Consider the following 15718-nt stretch of genomic DNA (forward strand, 5'->3'; position numbering starts at 1 on the left):
GTCGTCAGCGGCCGCGCGAGGCCGCGCGGACGACCAGCGCGTCGGGGAGCAGCCGGGAGCCCGCCACCAGCGCCTTGTAGCGCCACGACGGCACCGACACCGAGCGTCCCCGCGCGGCGTCGCGCAGACCCTCGCGCACGACCGTGCCCGCGTCGAGCCACATGCGGTCGGGCACGCCCTCGCGGCCCGGCGGGAGGCCGAGTCGCGCGTGGAAGTCGGTGTGCACGAACCCCGGACACACGGCGGTCACGGTGACGCCGCGGGGGCCGTAGGCGACGTTGGCCCAGCGGCTGAACGAGATGAGCCAGCCCTTGGCCGCGCCGTAGGTGCCGCGCGGGACGAACCCGGCCACCGAGGCGACGTTCACGATGCGACCGCTCCCCCGCTCGAGCATCGCCGGCAGGGCCGCGTGGGCGAGGCGCATCGCGACCTCGACGTGCAGGCGCAGGTGGCGCACCTCGTCGTCGATCGGGGTGGACGCGAAATCGAGATCGAGACCGAAACCGGCGTTGTTGATCAGCACGTCGATGCCGCTCGCGACCCGGGCCTCGACCGCGGCGAGCGCCTCGGCGTCGAGCAGATCGGCGACCAGCACCTCGACCTCGCGGCCGTGGCGGGAGCGGATGTCGGCGGCGACGGTCTCGAGGGCCGCGCGATCGCGGGCGACGAGGACCACATCGGCACCGCGCGCGGCGAGCTGTCGCGCGAACTCCGCACCCAGCCCCGAGCTCGCCCCCGTGATCAGTGCCGTGCGCGCCATGTCAGTCCTCTCGTCGGTAGGTCTCGAAGCGGTAGCGGATGCCGTCGCGCGAGGCCTGCCATCCCGTGTCGGGCTCGGCGGCGGCGAGGCGCCACCCGTCGGTCGAGGGGGCGTGGGTGTCGCCCGCGACCTCGAGATCGAGGCGTGTCACCTCGAGCACGTCGGCGCGGTTGATCGCCTCGGCGTACAGCATCCCTCCTCCGATGACCCACACCTCGGGGCCGTCGGCCAGGGCGAGGGCCTCGTCGAGCGAGCCGGCCCGTTCGGCGCCGGTCTCGGTCCAGGTCTCGGAGCGGGTCACGACGATGTTGCGGCGTCCCGGAAGGGGACGGAAGCGCGGCGGCAGGGACTCCCACGTGCGGCGGCCCATGACGACGTCGTGCGCGCCGGTGACCGCGCGGAAGTGGGCCAGGTCCTCGGGGACGTGCCACGGCATCCCGCCATCGGCACCGATGACGCCCCCGCGCGCCTCGGCCCAGATGAGCCCGACCGCGGTCATACCGCGACGGCCGCGCGGATGGCCGGGTGGTGCTGATACCCCTCGACCACGATGTCGTCGAAGGTGTAGTCGAAGATCGACGCGGGCGTGCGCGCGAAACGCAGCGTGGGGTACGGGAACGGCTCGCGCGAGAGCTGCTCGGCGACCTGTTCGCGGTGGTTGTCGTAGACGTGGCAGTCGCCGCCGGTCCACACGAACTCGCCGGGCTCGAGACCCGTCTGCTGCGCGACCATGAGTGTCAGCAGCGCGTAGGAGGCGATGTTGAAGGGCACCCCGAGGAACATGTCGGCGCTGCGCTGGTAGAGCTGGCACGACAGCTTGCCGTCCGCGACGTAGAACTGGAACAGCGCGTGGCACGGGGCGAGGGCCATGTCGGGGATGTCGGCGGGGTTCCATGCCGACACGATCAGGCGGCGCGAGTCGGGGTCGCGGCGGATCTGCTCGACCACCTGCGCGATCTGGTCGATCGTCCCGCCGTCGGCGGTGGGCCAGGAGCGCCACTGCACGCCGTAGACGGGGCCGAGCTCGCCGTCGGCGTCGGCCCACTCGTCCCAGATGCTCACGCCGTTGTGCTGCAGCCAGGCGACGTTCGATTCGCCGCGCAGGAACCACAGCAGCTCGTAGACGATCGACTTGAGATGCACGCGCTTGGTCGTGATGAGGGGGAAGCCCTCGGCGAGGTCGAAACGGATCTGCCGGCCGAACACGCTCGTCGTGCCCGTTCCGGTGCGATCGGACTTGTGCACGCCCGCGGCGAGGACGTCGCGGAGCAGGTCTTCGTAGGGCGTCGGGATGGCGGCGGTCACGCGCTTCACGATACCCCGCCGCTGCACGACGACCGGGGGCGAGAACAGCCCGCGGGGCGCCGCCGCCCGTGGGGAGGAACCGTGCTCGCACCGGATGCCACTGAGTCCGCGCCGAGAGGATCCTGGGCGATCGCGTCATGCAGAGACTCATCGGCCCGCGATCCATCCACGCGCATTAGCCTTGCTCGTCGTGGACCCGACCCTCGCCCTCCTCGCGATCGCGGCGCTCGTCGTCATCTCGACGGCCGCCGGTCTGGTGGCGCGCCGACGTCAGGGACGCGCGCGCACCGTCGACTCCGCCGAGGTCGTCGACCCCCGCCGCCTCGGCGCCGATGCCCTGGGCGACGAAGCGACCCTGCTGCAGTTCAGCACCGAGATGTGCTCGCGCTGCCCCGGTGTGCACCGCATGCTGTCCGAGGTCGCCGACGCGCGAGAGGGCGTCCGCCACCTCGACGTCGACCTGACGCACCGCCCCGACATCGCGCAGCACTTCCGGGTGCTGCAGACCCCCACGACGCTCGTCCTCGACCGCCGCGGCGTCGTCCGCACCCGCTTCGGCGGCACGCCGGGTCGCGCCGTCGTCGAACTCGAACTCGACACCCTGCAGAAGGAGTCCACCCGTGGCTGACGTCTCCCGCATCGACGCGCGCGGCCCGCGCTTCGCGGCATCCATCACCGCCGTCCTCCTGCTCGTCGCGACCCTGCTCAGTTTGATCGGCGTCTCGACGCAGCGCCAGGACGCCGGCGGCGAATGGTCGGTCTCGGCCGCGTCCGTGGCGGAACGCGCCGCCGACCCCGGCTTCCTGCTCGTGCTCGTCATCGCGCTGCTGTTCGTCTGGGGCGTCGCCGCTCCGCGCACCGCCCCGTGGGGCGTGCTGTACCGCCGCGCGGTGCAGCCGCGCCTGGCCCCGCCGACCGCGTTCGAGGACCCGCGTCCCCCGCGGTTCGCCCAGGGCGTGGGCCTGTTCGTCACGGGGATCGGCCTCGTGCTGCACCTGGCCGGTGTGCCGTGGGCGCTGCCGATCGCCGCCGCGATGGCCTTCGTGGCCGCCTTCCTCAACGCCATCTTCGGACTGTGCCTGGGATGCCAGCTGTACCTCGTCCTGCAGCGTGCGGGCCTGATCGGACGCCGGGGACCCGCCGCCGCCTGAGCCTCGCCGCGGTCGGGCTGTCAAGACCCCGCGGGTGTCGGAGGGTCTGATTAGGCTGGCCGCGTCGCGGTCGCCCCGGATCGCGCCGAGACAAACGGAGGTTCCCCATGGCCGTCACGAGCGAAGCCACCACCGCCTGGAAGGGCAGCCTGTTCGAGGGATCGGGTGAGGTCACCTTCACCTCGTCGGGCATCGGCACGTTCGACGTCAACTGGAAGGCCCGCAGCGAGGGCTCGAACTCGGTCACCACGCCCGAGGAGCTCATCGCCGGAGCGCACTCGGCGTGCTTCAGCATGGCGCTGTCCAACGCCCTGGCCGACAACGGCACCCCGCCCACCTCGGTGGACACCACGGCATCCATCACCTTCAAGCCCGGCACCGGCATCTCGGGCAGTCACCTCAACGTCAACGCCGTGGTCCCCGGCCTCGACGACGAGACGTTCCAGAAGATCGCCGCCGACGCCAAGGCCAACTGCCCGGTGTCGCAGGCGCTGACGGGCATCGACATCACGCTCGAGGCCACGCTTGCCTGAGTCCCCGGCCCGACGCGTCGTCATCGCCGGCGCGTCGGGCCTGATCGGCTCGGCCCTCGTCGACTCCCTGCGGGCGGACGGCGCCGAGGTCACCTCGCTCGTGCGTCACGCGCCGTCGGGTCCCCACGAGCGTCAGTGGCTGCAGGATGCCGCCCCGCTCGACCCCGACGTCATCGCCGGCGCCGACGCGGTCGTGTGCCTCAACGGCGCGTCGATCGGGCACTTCCCGTGGACCCCGTCGTACAAGTCCACTCTGCTGTGGTCGCGCGTCACGCCGACGCGGACGCTCGCCGCCGCCGTCCGCGCGCTCGGCGACGACGCGCCGGCGCTCGTCAACGCCAGTGCCACGGGCTTCTACGGCTCGCAGCCGCGCGTCGTGCTGACGGAGTCCTCGGACCGCGGCTCGGGCCTGCTCGCCGACATCTGCGTCGATTGGGAGGCGGCCGCGCGCGACGCCGGCGACAAGGCGCGCGTCGCGCTGCTGCGCACCGCTCCCGTCGTGCACGAACAGGGCGTGCTCAAGCCCCTGCTGCTGTTGACCAAGCTCGGCGTCTCGGGTCCGATCGGGCGGGGCACGCAGGTCTGGCCGTGGATCTCGCTCGACGACGAAGTGCGTGCCATCCGCCACGTCATCGATTCCGACATCGCCGGTCCCGTCAACCTCACCGGTCCGACGCGCGCGACCGCCAACGACCTCGGCTTCGCGCTCGCGCAGCGGATGAACCGCCCGTACGTGCTCCGCGCTCCCGTGTGGGGGGTCAAGCTGGCCCTCGGAAAAGACGCGACCGAGGCCCTGCTCACCTCGGACGCCGACGTGCGCCCCACCGTGCTCGAGGACACCGGCTACACCTTCACGCACCGCACGGTCGAAGAAGCGATCGCCTCCGCCGTCCCCGCGCCCGGGGACTGACCGATCACGCCCGCGCCCCCGGATCGCGACGATCCGCGGGGCGAGGGCGGGTCACCCTCCGCGACGTTCCTCGGCCTCGAGTCGGATCGCCGTCCGGACCGCCTCGCGTGCCCGTCTGCGGTCGCCCGCGGCGTCGTACGCGAGGGCGAGCCGGTACCGCGCGCGCCAATCCGCGGGGTGCTGCTCGACGTCCGCCCGGTACTGCGGGAACAGGGCGTCGCCGTCCGCGCGCTCGATGCGCCCGCTGGGCCGTACCGGCAGATTCTCGTCGGGGAGCCCGCCCTCGGCATCCAGTCGCTCCCCCAGGCGCTGCGCGCGCACACCGAACCAGAGCTCCCGACCGATCGCCCACAGGGCCAGCAACGGCAGGACGATCAGGGCCACGCCCATCACCACGCCGACCGTCTCACCGCTGCCCAGCAGGACGACGGCGCGCTGCCCGGCGAGGAAGACGTACAGCAGCAGCAGGACCGTCATGAGGGCGACGGCGAGACGAACCCTCATGCGCTGGTGGCGCTCGCGACCTGACCGGACACATCGCCGTCGGCGATGGGCGCCTCGGCCCGCACCGGCCGCGTGCGCACGCCGATGTCGATGAAGCTGTCGAGGCCGACCACGACCCCGCGCGCCTCGCGCGCCGCAGCCAGGGCGATACGGATGCCGGGCGCGTACGCCGTGGTCGGGTCGATCGTGTCGTGAACGATCGTCAACGACTCCCCCGCCCCCGACAGCACCGTCTCCTGGCGCGCGACCACACCCGGTCGGCGCAGCGAGTGGATCGGCACCGACGCCACCCGCTGTCCGCGGGCCCGCTGATCGACGTGGGGCGACTCGACCGGACCCACGTCGGCGCGTGCCGCGGCGATCAGCTCGGCCGTGCGGACGGCGGTGCCGCTGGGCGAGTCGATCTTCGTCTCGCGATGGGCCTCGACGATCTCGATCGAGGGGAAGAACGGCGCGGCGGCGGCCGCGATGGCGCTGCCGATCACCGAGCCCAGGGAGAAGTTGGGGATGAAGACGGCGCCCGTGCCGGCGGCATCCACCAGGGGGCGGACGAGGGCGATGCGCTCGTTCGACCACCCCGAGGTGCCGATCAGCACGTTGATGCCGCGTTCGACCGCGGCGCGCACGACGTCGATCGACGCGGCGGGGGTCGAGGCGTCGATCACCAGGTCGGCGCCGTCGAGATCGCCGAGGTCGGAACGCGAACCCAGCACGGCCGAGACCTCGTACCCCTCTTCGGCCTCGACGACCTCGCGGATCACTCCGCCCAGCTTGCCGGTCCCACCCACGATGGCCACACGCGTCGTCATGCGTTCCAGCCTAGGCGGGTGCGCCGACGTCGTGGCGGCGGCACCGGGCGGACGCGCCGGGCGCGGCATCCTCGGATCAGACGGGGAGCGGATCGATGAGTCCCGTGCGCAGCTCGACCGGCAGGTGCGCCAGGTCGTTGTGCGAGAGCAGCGTCCAGGGGCGGCCCTTCTTCTGCGCGATCACCGTGAGGCCGCAGTAGGCCTGGTTGATCGTCATCCAGCGCCACTCGGGCGCCTGGAGCACCTCGCGGACGAACCACGAGATGACGAAGTTGTGGGTGATGACGAGCTCGTGCACCTCGCCCGTCTTGCGAGCGAGGAACTCGGCCGTCGCGTCGGCCATCTGGGCGCGACCGGCGTCGACCTCGGCCTCGGTGACCGAGCCGAAGAAGGGCTCGTAGGCGGCGGGGGTCTCGGGGGTCATGCCGGTGGGCACGCAGTCGAACAGCAGCGCCGAGGACTCGGGCGAGACGGCGGGCAGGCGATCGGCCACGGCGCGGGCGGTCTGGGCGGCCCGCTCGAGGGGCGAGTGCCAGACGGCGTCCAGCGGCAGTCCGGACAGGCGATCGGCGAGCAGCGCGGCCTGGCGCTGCCCTCGCGGAGAGAGGGGGCCGTCGGTGAGGCCGTGCTCGGCATCCTGGTGCTCGCCATGGCGCACCAGGTAGATGTAGTGCGTCACGTCAGCTCACTCCGTCGTCGATCCGCCGTTCCCCCGGCCGTGCTTCCAGCCTACGTCACGGCCCGACGGGGCCGGCCGTCACTCGGCGGCGCGCGCGATATCCGACAGCTGCGACCGGCTCAGACGCACGCCCACGGCACGCATGCACTCGGCGACGTGGCGGGGAGCGAAGGCGTTGACGATGGGGGCGGTGACGATCTTCTGGGCGAGCAGCCAGGCCAGGGCGACCGCGGCATCCGGGATGCCCAGTTCGCCGCCGACGGCATCGAGCGCGCGCAGCACGCGCGAGCCGCGGCGGTTGAGGTGGGCGGCCACCTGCGTGCCGCGAACGGACTGCGTCGACTGGCCGCGTGTGCGTGTCTCGCCCGCGAGGAAGCCGTGCGCGAGCGGGTGCGAGGGCGTGACCGCCATGTTCTGCGCGGTGGCGATGAGGCGCACGTCGCCGTCGAACTCCGCACGTCGCAGCACGTTGTACGGCACGTCGAGGACCGTGATGCGCGGGTAACCGGCCGACGAGAGGATGCGCGCCTCGACCAACTGCGCAGCCGTGTAGCCGTGGGCGCCGACGGCGCGCACCTTGCCCGACTCGACGAGCCACTCGCTCGTGGCCAGGGTGTCCTCGAGCACCGCCCGACCGCCGCGGGACGCGTCGAGCGACAGCACGTCGATCCGGTCGGTGCCGAGACGCGTGAGAGAGGCCTCGACCGCGCGGACGAGGTTGACGGAGTCGAGGCCGGGGTTGTCGGGGTGGCCGCCGACGCGAACCGTCAGGACCGTGTCGTCGCGCGTCCGGCGCGTGCGCATCCACTCGCCGATGATGAACTCGCTGCGCCCCGCGGCGTAGCTGTCGGCGGTGTGCACCGCATTGCCGCCGAGCTCGGCGTACGCGTCGAGGATCTCGTGACTCGCGCGCGCGTCGACGTTCCAGCCGAACTCGCCGCCGCCGAGGAACATCGGGAAGACCTCGAACCCGGTCTCGCCCAGCGGACGGCGCACGTGCGCACCGAGACCCGGACCCTGGACGGTGATGGGGGCGGAGGGGTGAGGGGGCCGGTCGCGACGCAGGCGCGGCGAGGCCGTCTCATCGACGCCCGAGCCGCTCATGGTGCGATCCCCTCATGCGGGTGCCGGGGAAGGTCGGTACGGCGGACCCGTATCGCCACGCCCCCCGACGTACTTCCGAGGGTAGGCGTTCACCCGAGGGGGCCCGCTCAATCACCCGGCTCGGCGATAAACATTGCGTAACACTTGCGCGCGTCACGGTCACGCCCGCCCCACGAGTCACACCCGTCACACGACGGATGCCCGCCCCGCACGAGGCGGGACGGGCATCCGTTGACGGCGGGATCAGCCCTCGGCGGGAGCCTCGGGACCCTCGCTCGCGGCGGCCGAGCCCTGCGTGTCGGCCGGCTCGGGCGTGGTGGCGTCCTCGTCGAGCACGGGCTCGAGCGACAGCTTGCCGCGGTCGTCGATCTTCGTGATGCGCACGAGGATCTTGCGACCGACCGAGAGCACGTCCTCGACGTTCTCGACGCGCTTGCCGCCGGCGAGCTTGCGGACCTCGCTGACGTGCAGCAGGCCGTCCTTGCCGGGCAGGAGCGAGACGAAGGCGCCGAAGGTCGCGATCTTGACGACGGTTCCGAGGAACTGCTCGCCCACCTCGGGGTTGGTCGGGTTGGCGATCGCGTTGACCTGGGCACGGGCGGCCTCGGCCGAGGGGCCGTCGGTCGCACCGATGTAGACGGTGCCGTCCTCTTCGATCGAGATCTGCGCGCCGGTCTCGTCCTGGATCGCGTTGATCGTCTTGCCCTTGGGGCCGATGAGCTCGCCGATCTTGTCGACCGGGATCTGGACGCTGATGACGCGGGGCGCGGTCGGCGCCATCTCGTCGGGAGCGTCGATCGCGGCGTTCAGGACGTTGAGGATCGTGAGGCGAGCCTCTTTCGCCTGGGTGAGCGCCGCCGCCAGCACCGACGACGGGATGCCGTCGAGCTTGGTGTCGAGCTGGATCGCCGTGATGAACTCCGACGTACCCGCGACCTTGAAGTCCATGTCGCCGAGGGCGTCCTCGGCGCCGAGGATGTCGGTCAGCGCGGCGTAGCGCGTCTGGCCGTCGACCTCGTCGGTGACCAGGCCCATCGCGATACCGGCGACGGGAGCGCGCAGAGGCACACCGGCGTTCAGCAGCGACAGGGTCGACGCGCAGACCGAACCCATCGACGTCGAACCGTTGGAGCCGAGCGCCTCGGACACCTGACGGATCGCGTACGGGAACTCCTCGCGGCTGGGCAGCACCGGCACGAGCGCGCGCTCGGCGAGGAAGCCGTGCCCGATCTCGCGACGCTTGGGGCTGCCGACACGGCCGGTCTCACCGGTCGAGTAGGGCGGGAAGTTGTAGTGGTGCAGGTAGCGCTTGCTCGTGATGGGCGACAGCGAATCGATCTGCTGCTCCATCTTGAGCATGTTCAGGGTGGTGACGCCCAGGATCTGGGTCTCACCGCGCTGGAAGATCGCCGAACCGTGGACGCGCGGGATGACCTGCACCTCGGCGTCGAGCGGACGGATGTCGGCCAGACCACGGCCGTCCATGCGGACGCCCTCGGCCAGGATGCGGCCGCGCACGATCGTCTTCGTGACCGACTTGTAGGCGGCGTTGAACTCGAGCGTGGCCACGGCGGGCAGTTCGCCCGACTCGACGGCGGCGAGCAGCTGCTCCTTGACCGAGGTCTTGACCTCGTCGTCGGCGTTCTGACGGTCCTGCTTGTCGGCGATCTGGTACACGGGCACCAGACGGTCGTAGGCGCGACCGGCCACGAAGTCGTAGGTCTCCTGGCTGTAGGCCGGGAAGACCGGGAACTGCTGGATCTCCTTCGACGCGGTCCGAGCGACCTCGTTCTGCGCGTCGACGAGCTGGCGCAGGAACGGCTTGGCCGCCTCGAGGCCCTCGGCCACGACCTGCTCGTTGGGCTTGGTGGCGCCGCCCTTGATCATGTTCCAGGAGCCCTCGCTGGCCTCGGCCTCCACCATCATGATGGCGACGTCGCCGTCGTCGAGCACGCGGCCCGCGACGATCAGGTCGAAGACGGCGTCCTCGAGCTGCGTGACGGTCGGGAACGCGACCCACTGGTCGGCGTGCTCGCCCTGGCCGGGGATGAGCGCCAGGCGCACACCCGCGATGGGGCCCGAGAAGGGCAGACCCGAGATCTGGGTCGACATCGACGCGGCGTTGATCGCGAGGGCGTCGTAGAACTCGCCGGGGGCGATCGACAGGACGGTGACGACGATCTGGACCTCGTTGCGCAGGCCGTCGACGAACGACGGGCGCAGCGGACGGTCGATGAGGCGGCAGACAAGGATGGCCTCGGTCGAGGGGCGACCCTCGCGGCGGAAGAACGAGCCGGGGATCTTGCCGGCGGCGTACGAACGCTCTTCGACGTCGACGGTCAGCGGGAAGAAGTCGAAGCCTTCACGCGGGTGCTTGCCGGCGCTGGTGGCCGACAGGAGCATCGTCTCTTCGTCGAGGTAGGCGGCGACTGCGCCCTGGGCCTGCTGAGCCAGGCGACCGGTCTCGAAGCGGATGGTGCGGGTACCGAACCGGCCGTTGTCGAGAACGGCTTCGGCGGCGGTGATTTCTGGACCTTCCAAGAGGTCCCTCCTTCTTTGTTTAGGCTCGCCGCCCCGTGTGGGCGACGAGCTGACATGCGAAGGAGCAGGAACAGGCAGAAAGGGCGCGCCGACGAATCGACCCGGAAATCCCGGCGACTGGCCACCAGTAGACGACCACCCGGCGAGACGACGGGGAGTCCACCACAGGGGACCAGCGTCTGCCGGCCTGCTCCGTGAGCTCATATGGAATTGAGCGGATGCCAAGACGGCATTCCGCTCCACCATATCAGCGGCAGCCCCCGAGGGGTGGGCACGCCACGGGCGCGTGCTCTACCGTGACCTCATGGGTCCCATCCGTCGCAGTGGTCACACGCTCCTCGCGTGTGCGCTGCTGACGGCGGCGATCGTGCCGTCGCCCGCCGCCGCCGCCGCCGGGATGGCGACCGTGTCGGTGCGCCCCTCCGCCGCGGTCGACGAGTCCGCGGTCGCGCGTGTGAAAGAAGAGCTGGATGCCGCCGAGGCCACTGCCGCGCAGGCCTCCCGTCGCGCCCTGGACGCGGCGACGGTCGCCGACGAGGCCCGTCGGCAGGCTGAGTCCACGGCCGCGCGCGCCCAGCAGCTCTCCGCGCGCAGCGCCGCCGCCGACGCCGAGATGACCGCGGCGAGCAGTCGCGCCGGGGCGAGTGCGGCCCGCCTCTACCGAACCGCGGGGCGGGGTCCGCTCGTCGCGCAACTGCTCGCGGACGCCGATCCCGACTCGTTGCTCGAGCGCCTCGGCATCCTGGACCGGGTCGCGCAGCTCAGCGCCCGCGAGGCCGGAGCGGCCCGCAGCACGGCCGACGTCGCGACGTCGCTGCGCGAAGAGGCGACCGCGGCGCGGGCCGAAGCCCAACGGCAGGCCGACGAGGCACTCGCCGCCGCGACCGACGCCCGGGGACAGGCCGACGCCGAGTCCGCGAGCGTGGCGGCCGCCCAGGCACGTCTCGATGACCTCTACGCCCAGCTCGCCGCCCTCCGGGCGACCACCGCGGCGCAGGAGCGCGCCGCCCGCGAGCGTGAGAAGGCGGCACAGGACGCGGCGGCTCCCTTCGGGGCGACGGGCGGCGGAGCGCAGGCGAGCGGGGCGACGGGCACCGGGGGTGGGGCGACGAGCGGATCGGGCGGATCGGGCGTCGGCTCCGGATCGACCGGCGGCTCCGGATCGACGGGCGGAGCAGCGACCGGCTCCGGCGGCGGGTCCGGCTCCGGCGGCGGGTCCGGCTCCGGCGGCGGGTCCGGCTCCGCCGGCGGGTCCGGCTCCGGCGGCGGGTCGGGCTCGAGCGGATCCGGCTCCCCCGCCCCCGCGCCGGCACCGGCCACGCCCATCATGACCCCCGACGAGGCTCGCGCGAACGCCCGCGGACAGCTCCGCGGCTACGGCTGGGGCGACGATCAGTTCTCGTGCCTGAACGCCCTGTGGAACCGCGAATCGGGCTGGCGCGTGCAGGCCCAGAACCCTTGGAGCGGGGCCTACGGCATCCCTCAGGCCCTCCCCGGCGAGAAGATGGCCTCGGCGGGTCTGGACTGGCGCACGAACGGCGCCACGCAGATCTCGTGGGGCCTGTCCTACATCAGCGCGCGATTCGACGATCCGTGCGGCGCGTGGGCGCACTCCGAGAGCACCGGCTGGTACTGAGCCCCGGGCGTCCGTGCGATCAGACCGCGTCGGCGCGCTGCCGGTCGCCGCGGGTGGGCAGCTCGACGTAGCCCGTGTGCTTGGCCAGGATGCCGTCGCCCGCCGTGCGCCCGCGGACGCGGCGCCACACCCACGGCAGCGCATCGCGCGTGAGCCACGTGCCGCGGGGCGCTTCGTCCTCATCGGCGTGCAGAGCCTCGTCGAGCCCCAGCAGGGCTCGCGCGTCGGGCACGCCGAGCATCTCGGCCGCGCGATACGCGACCAGACGGTGCCCGCCCGAACGCAGGTGCACGAGGTCGTCGGCCCAGTGCGGCAGTTCGCCGATCTCTGACTCGGCCTCGAGGTCGAGCAGGATGGCCCCGTGCAGAGCCGCGATGCGCCGCAGCTCGACGTTGTACGCGGCGAAGCGTCGCGCGAAGATGCGCGCCGCCGGCCGCCGGGGCAGGAACGTGGTCACCAGCACGACGTCGGCGCCCGTCCGCCGGACGGCGCGTACCGCGGACTCGACCTCGGCGATGAGCGCCGGGATCACGGGGGCGGGTCCGACCAGGTCGTTCGCGCCGATCAGGATCGACACCAGGTCGGGTTCGAGCGCGAGGGCCGCCGGGATCTGCTCGTCGATCAGGTGGCGCACGCGGCGGCTGCGCACCGCGAGGTTGGCGTAGCGGAACGGTCCCGATGCGCTGGTGTGCGCGAGCAGTTCGGCCAGACGGTCGGCCCACCCGCGGTACTGCCCGCTCGGCATGCGCGAGGCATCGCACAGCCCCTCGGTGAGGCTGTCGCCGAGGGCCACGTAGCGACTCCACCGCCCGCGGGGGCGGGATGCCGCCGGCGCGGCCGGGCGCGGTCCCCCGCGCCGCAGCAGGCCGTCGTCGATGCGGCGCAGGGCCACGGCATCCGTGTAATGCCCGACGAGATCGCGGGTGAGCGCCTCCCACGTGCGCCCGTGCACCGCGGCGCGGGCGGCGGCGGCGAAGGCGGAGCGCTTGGCGTCGTCGCCCACCAGATCGGCCACCCGCGCGCGCAGGTCGTCCAGATCGCCCGGCCGGTAGAGCCATCCGTCGACGCTCGAGCGCACCAGGTCGAGGGGTCCGCCGACGCCGGTCGCGACCACCGGGACGCCGCTCGAGAGCGCCTCCTGGATCGTCTGCCCGAACGTCTCGCTCTCGCCCGGGTGCACGAAGACGTCGAAGCCCGCCATGACCCGCGCGAGCTCCGCACCCGACAGGTGGCCGGTGAACACGGCATCCGGGAGCGCTCTCTCGAGCGTCGGACGCGAGGGTCCGTCGCCGACGACGACCAGGCGGGTGCCCGGCAGGTCGGCGAGCGCGCGCAGATCGTCGACCTGCTTCTCGGGAGCGAGGCGGCCGACGTAGCCGACGATGCGCTGGCCCCCCGGCGCCACCGCGGCCCGCCACGCGTCGTCGCGGTGCGCGGGGGCGAAGCGGACGGCATCCACTCCCCGTCCCCAGCGGCGGATGCGGTCCACGCCCAGTTGCTCGAGCTGCCGCGTCGAGGCCGACGACGGCGCGAGGGTGAGCGTGGCGCGTCGGTGCAGCCGTGCGACGTGGCCGGCGACGAGCGCGGTGGCGTGGGGCAGGCCGTACTTCTGCGCGTAGGCGACCACGTCGGTCTGGTACACCGCGACCGAGGGGATGCGCAGGGCGTCGGCGGCGGCCAGCCCCTGCCAGCCCAGGACGAACGGGGATGCCAGGTGCACGACGTCGGGGTCGAAGTCGCGCAGCAGGGCGCCCAGGCGCGCCGCCCGCGCGAACACCACGCGCACCTCGGGGTAGGACGGAAGCGGGACGGAGCGCAGCAGCTCGGTGCGGGCCCCGTGCAGATCGGCGGTGACGTCGCCGGACTTGGGTGCGATCACCAACGTCTCGTGGCCCGCCTCGGCCAGGTGGCGCAGGACGTGGAGGACGGAACCGGTGACCCCGTTCATGTGCGGGAGGAAGGATTCGGCCAGCAGCGCGACTCTCACGTCACCAGGGTGCGACCTCGCGGGGGATGCCGAGGGTCGACGTTCGCGATGTTCACCCGATGCTCCGCGGGGCGTCACCGGCCGGTCGGCGGGGCGTCTCGATCCGCGGCGGAGAGTGACGTCATGGACGGTGTCGACGCGTGGCTGCAGGCGATCGCGGCGAGTCCCTGGGCGCTGGCGGGAATGGCCGCGCTGGTGTTCGCCGACGCGTTCCTCGTCGTCATCCCGGGTGAAGCGGCCGTCACCGCGTTCGGGGCGCTGGCGGTCGCGCACGGGACGCCGCCGCTCGGCGCCGTGATCGTCGTCGCGGGTCTCGCGGCCTTCGCGGGCGACCTGAGCTGCTACCTGGTGGGGCGCGCGGTCGGCGTGGAGCGGTGGCGCTGGATGCGCGGTCCCCGCGTGGCCGCGGCTCTGGACTGGGCGCGGGCGCGACTGGAACGCAACGCCGCCGTCGTGCTGTTCACGGCACGCTTCGTGCCTTTCGCGCGCCTCGCGGTGAACCTCGCGGCGGGTGCCGCCCGGGTGGAGCCGGTGCGGTACCTCGGCGTCGCCGCCGTCGCGGCACTCTCCTGGGCGGCGTACCAGGCCGTGATCGGTGCGGTGGTCGCGGCCCTGGTGCCGGGCGGGCCGGTGGTGGCGGTGGTGGTGTCGATCGTCGTCGCGGTGGGGATCGGCGTGGGGATCGACCTGGCGCTCGCGCGGCGGGCACGGCGTCGGGCGGCGGCGCGGGGCTGAGGCGCGGGGCGCACGCCGCAGGCCGTGGCGCGCGCGGAACTCGGACAACGTCGCGAAACTCGGAGGATCTGCCGCGATTCCTCCGAGCTTCGCGCGATTCTCCGAGGTCCGGGATGCCGACCCCCGCCGCGTCAGCGCAGCCCGAGCGTCCGCCCCGCGGCATCCGCCAACGCCCCCCAACTCGGAGAACGTCACCGAACTCGGAGAATTCACCACGATTCCTCCGAGCTTCGCGCGGTTCTCCGAGATCCGGAATGCCGACCCCCGCCGCGTCAGCGCAGCCCCAGCATCCGCCCCGCGGCGTCCACCAGCGCGCGACCATACGAGGGGCCGTGGCCCGCGGCATGCACCGCGAGGGGGTGCAGCTGATGCAGCGGCACGCGCTCGCGCCACCCGGCGCCGAGCGGCCGCGCCCGGTCGTACGCGGCGAGGACCTCGTCGAGGAACGGGCAGCCGAACAGCGCCAGCATCGCCAGGTCGGTCTCGCGATGCCCGCCGTGGGCCGCCGGGTCGATGAGCACCACTCCCCCGCTGGACCACAGCACGTTTCCGGCCCACAGGTCGCCGTGCAGGCGCGCGGGAGGCTCATCGTCGTCGAACGCCCCGTCAGCGATCAGGGCGCAGGCGCGGGCGACGACCTCGGCGCCCGTGGACGACAGATTCCCCGCTGCGACAGCGATCGGAACGAACGGCTCGACGCGCTGGGCGGCGTAGAAGGCGCCCCAGCTCGGGGTCGGGTCGGCGGGCTGCGGGCGTCGGCCGATGAAGATGCCGCCCCGCCATCCCGGCGGCGGCGATCCGAACGCCTCGGCACCGGCGGCGTGGGTCGCGGCGAGCGCGGTCCCGAACGCGGTCGCGGCGGCGACCGTCGGGGCCACCTCGGCGATGCGTTCGAGGGCGATGCGGTCGTGGCGCACGTCGAAGACCCGCGCCGTGGCCGCGCCACCGGCGTCGGCGAGCCAGCGCAGACCGGCGGCCTCGGCGGCGAAGAAGCCGTCGGGGGCGTCGGCCCGGGTCTTCACGTACCGTTCCATCACCCCAGTCTGTCGCGATGTCGGAGGTCG

16 protein-coding genes are annotated in these 15718 nt (G+C 72.9%); 6 read left to right on the forward strand and 10 right to left on the reverse strand.

The annotated features are described in order from the left end of the window. Positions 1 to 4: 4 nt before the first annotated feature. From DC432_RS01830 to DC432_RS01840, 3 genes are read right to left on the reverse strand one after another with little or no spacing between them, the layout of a single operon-like run. Positions 5 to 760, reverse strand: a complete 756-nt coding sequence (locus tag DC432_RS01830; protein ID WP_116536439.1) for an SDR family NAD(P)-dependent oxidoreductase — start codon at positions 758 to 760, stop codon at positions 5 to 7. A gap of 1 nt (position 761) precedes the next feature. Next, positions 762 to 1259 (reverse strand): dihydrofolate reductase, encoded by a 498-nt coding sequence (locus DC432_RS01835; RefSeq protein WP_116536440.1) that lies wholly within the window; start codon positions 1257 to 1259, stop codon positions 762 to 764. Then, on the reverse strand, positions 1256 to 2065 hold the full coding sequence (locus DC432_RS01840; protein WP_207770725.1) for a thymidylate synthase: 810 nt from the start codon (positions 2063 to 2065) through the stop codon (positions 1256 to 1258). Before DC432_RS01840 ends, DC432_RS01835 begins: the two co-directional genes overlap by 4 nt. A gap of 181 nt (positions 2066 to 2246) precedes the next feature. On the opposite strand from DC432_RS01840, the gene DC432_RS01845 reads away from it, so the two are divergent. The 4 genes from DC432_RS01845 (at position 2247) to DC432_RS01860 (ending at position 4659) form a co-directional block, all read left to right on the forward strand. Further along, positions 2247 to 2693 (forward strand): TlpA family protein disulfide reductase, encoded by a 447-nt coding sequence (locus DC432_RS01845; RefSeq protein WP_375136077.1) that lies wholly within the window; start codon positions 2247 to 2249, stop codon positions 2691 to 2693. Further along, on the forward strand, positions 2686 to 3216 hold the full coding sequence (locus DC432_RS01850; RefSeq protein ID WP_116536442.1) for a DUF4395 domain-containing protein: 531 nt from the start codon (positions 2686 to 2688) through the stop codon (positions 3214 to 3216). The genes DC432_RS01845 and DC432_RS01850 overlap by 8 nt, the downstream gene beginning before the upstream one ends. Positions 3217 to 3323: 107 nt before the next feature. Next, a complete protein-coding gene (locus DC432_RS01855; protein WP_116536443.1) occupies positions 3324 to 3749 on the forward strand; it encodes an OsmC family peroxiredoxin in 426 nt (141 codons plus the stop codon). Further along, a complete protein-coding gene (locus DC432_RS01860) occupies positions 3742 to 4659 on the forward strand; it encodes a TIGR01777 family oxidoreductase (protein WP_116536444.1) in 918 nt (305 codons plus the stop codon). Before DC432_RS01855 ends, DC432_RS01860 begins: the two co-directional genes overlap by 8 nt. A gap of 51 nt (positions 4660 to 4710) precedes the next feature. On the opposite strand, the gene DC432_RS01865 is transcribed toward DC432_RS01860, so the two are convergent. From DC432_RS01865 to DC432_RS01885, 5 genes are all read right to left on the reverse strand, one after another. Further along, on the reverse strand, positions 4711 to 5163 hold the full coding sequence (locus tag DC432_RS01865) for a hypothetical protein (RefSeq protein ID WP_116536445.1): 453 nt from the start codon (positions 5161 to 5163) through the stop codon (positions 4711 to 4713). Beyond that, on the reverse strand, positions 5160 to 5972 hold the full coding sequence (dapB, locus tag DC432_RS01870) for a 4-hydroxy-tetrahydrodipicolinate reductase (RefSeq protein ID WP_116536446.1): 813 nt from the start codon (positions 5970 to 5972) through the stop codon (positions 5160 to 5162). Before dapB ends, DC432_RS01865 begins: the two co-directional genes overlap by 4 nt. 76 nt (positions 5973 to 6048) lie before the next feature. Next, on the reverse strand, positions 6049 to 6651 hold the full coding sequence (locus DC432_RS01875) for a histidine phosphatase family protein (protein ID WP_108319481.1): 603 nt from the start codon (positions 6649 to 6651) through the stop codon (positions 6049 to 6051). 78 nt (positions 6652 to 6729) lie between these two features. Continuing rightward, a complete protein-coding gene (locus tag DC432_RS01880) occupies positions 6730 to 7755 on the reverse strand; it encodes an aldo/keto reductase (protein WP_116536447.1) in 1026 nt (341 codons plus the stop codon). A gap of 243 nt (positions 7756 to 7998) precedes the next feature. Beyond that, entirely contained in the window at positions 7999 to 10296 is a 2298-nt protein-coding gene (locus tag DC432_RS01885) for a polyribonucleotide nucleotidyltransferase (protein ID WP_116536448.1), read from the reverse strand. 304 nt (positions 10297 to 10600) lie between these two features. Between DC432_RS01885 and DC432_RS16310 the strand changes: the two genes are divergently transcribed. Then, entirely contained in the window at positions 10601 to 11932 is a 1332-nt protein-coding gene (locus DC432_RS16310; protein WP_165801159.1) for a hypothetical protein, read from the forward strand. Positions 11933 to 11951: 19 nt separating this feature from the next. Here DC432_RS16310 and DC432_RS01905 read toward each other — a convergent pair whose 3' ends face one another. Beyond that, positions 11952 to 13919, reverse strand: a complete 1968-nt coding sequence (locus DC432_RS01905; RefSeq protein WP_116536452.1) for a glycosyltransferase — start codon at positions 13917 to 13919, stop codon at positions 11952 to 11954. Positions 13920 to 14042: 123 nt separating this feature from the next. On the opposite strand from DC432_RS01905, the gene DC432_RS01910 reads away from it, so the two are divergent. After that, positions 14043 to 14654: a DedA family protein gene (locus DC432_RS01910; protein ID WP_116536453.1), complete on the forward strand. Its 612-nt coding sequence runs from the start codon at positions 14043 to 14045 to the stop codon at positions 14652 to 14654. A 272-nt stretch (positions 14655 to 14926) separates the two neighbouring features. On the opposite strand, the gene DC432_RS01915 is transcribed toward DC432_RS01910, so the two are convergent. Next, the gene (locus DC432_RS01915; RefSeq protein WP_116536513.1) at positions 14927 to 15688 is read right to left on the reverse strand and encodes a fructosamine kinase family protein; all 762 of its coding nucleotides are present in this window, start codon (positions 15686 to 15688) and stop codon (positions 14927 to 14929) included. Positions 15689 to 15718 lie beyond the last annotated feature (30 nt).

The sequence above is a fragment of the Microbacterium testaceum genome (assembly GCF_003075375.1).
Taxonomy (GTDB): Bacteria; Actinomycetota; Actinomycetes; order Actinomycetales; family Microbacteriaceae; genus Microbacterium; species Microbacterium testaceum_E.

Excerpts from the sequence above, each read along its gene's own strand:
- DC432_RS01910 (WP_116536453.1), top strand. The coding sequence starts at position 14,043 with ATGGACGGTGTCGACGCGTGGCTGCAGGCGATCGCGGCGAGTCCCTGG.
- DC432_RS01835 (WP_116536440.1), bottom strand. The coding sequence starts at position 1,259 with ATGACCGCGGTCGGGCTCATCTGGGCCGAGGCGCGCGGGGGCGTCATC.
- DC432_RS01865 (WP_116536445.1), bottom strand. The coding sequence starts at position 5,163 with ATGAGGGTTCGTCTCGCCGTCGCCCTCATGACGGTCCTGCTGCTGCTG.
- DC432_RS01830 (WP_116536439.1), bottom strand. The coding sequence starts at position 760 with ATGGCGCGCACGGCACTGATCACGGGGGCGAGCTCGGGGCTGGGTGCG.
- DC432_RS01880 (WP_116536447.1), bottom strand. The coding sequence starts at position 7,755 with ATGAGCGGCTCGGGCGTCGATGAGACGGCCTCGCCGCGCCTGCGTCGC.
- dapB (WP_116536446.1), bottom strand. The coding sequence starts at position 5,972 with ATGACGACGCGTGTGGCCATCGTGGGTGGGACCGGCAAGCTGGGCGGA.
- DC432_RS16310 (WP_165801159.1), top strand. The coding sequence starts at position 10,601 with ATGGGTCCCATCCGTCGCAGTGGTCACACGCTCCTCGCGTGTGCGCTG.
- DC432_RS01915 (WP_116536513.1), bottom strand. The coding sequence starts at position 15,688 with ATGGAACGGTACGTGAAGACCCGGGCCGACGCCCCCGACGGCTTCTTC.
- DC432_RS01855 (WP_116536443.1), top strand. The coding sequence starts at position 3,324 with ATGGCCGTCACGAGCGAAGCCACCACCGCCTGGAAGGGCAGCCTGTTC.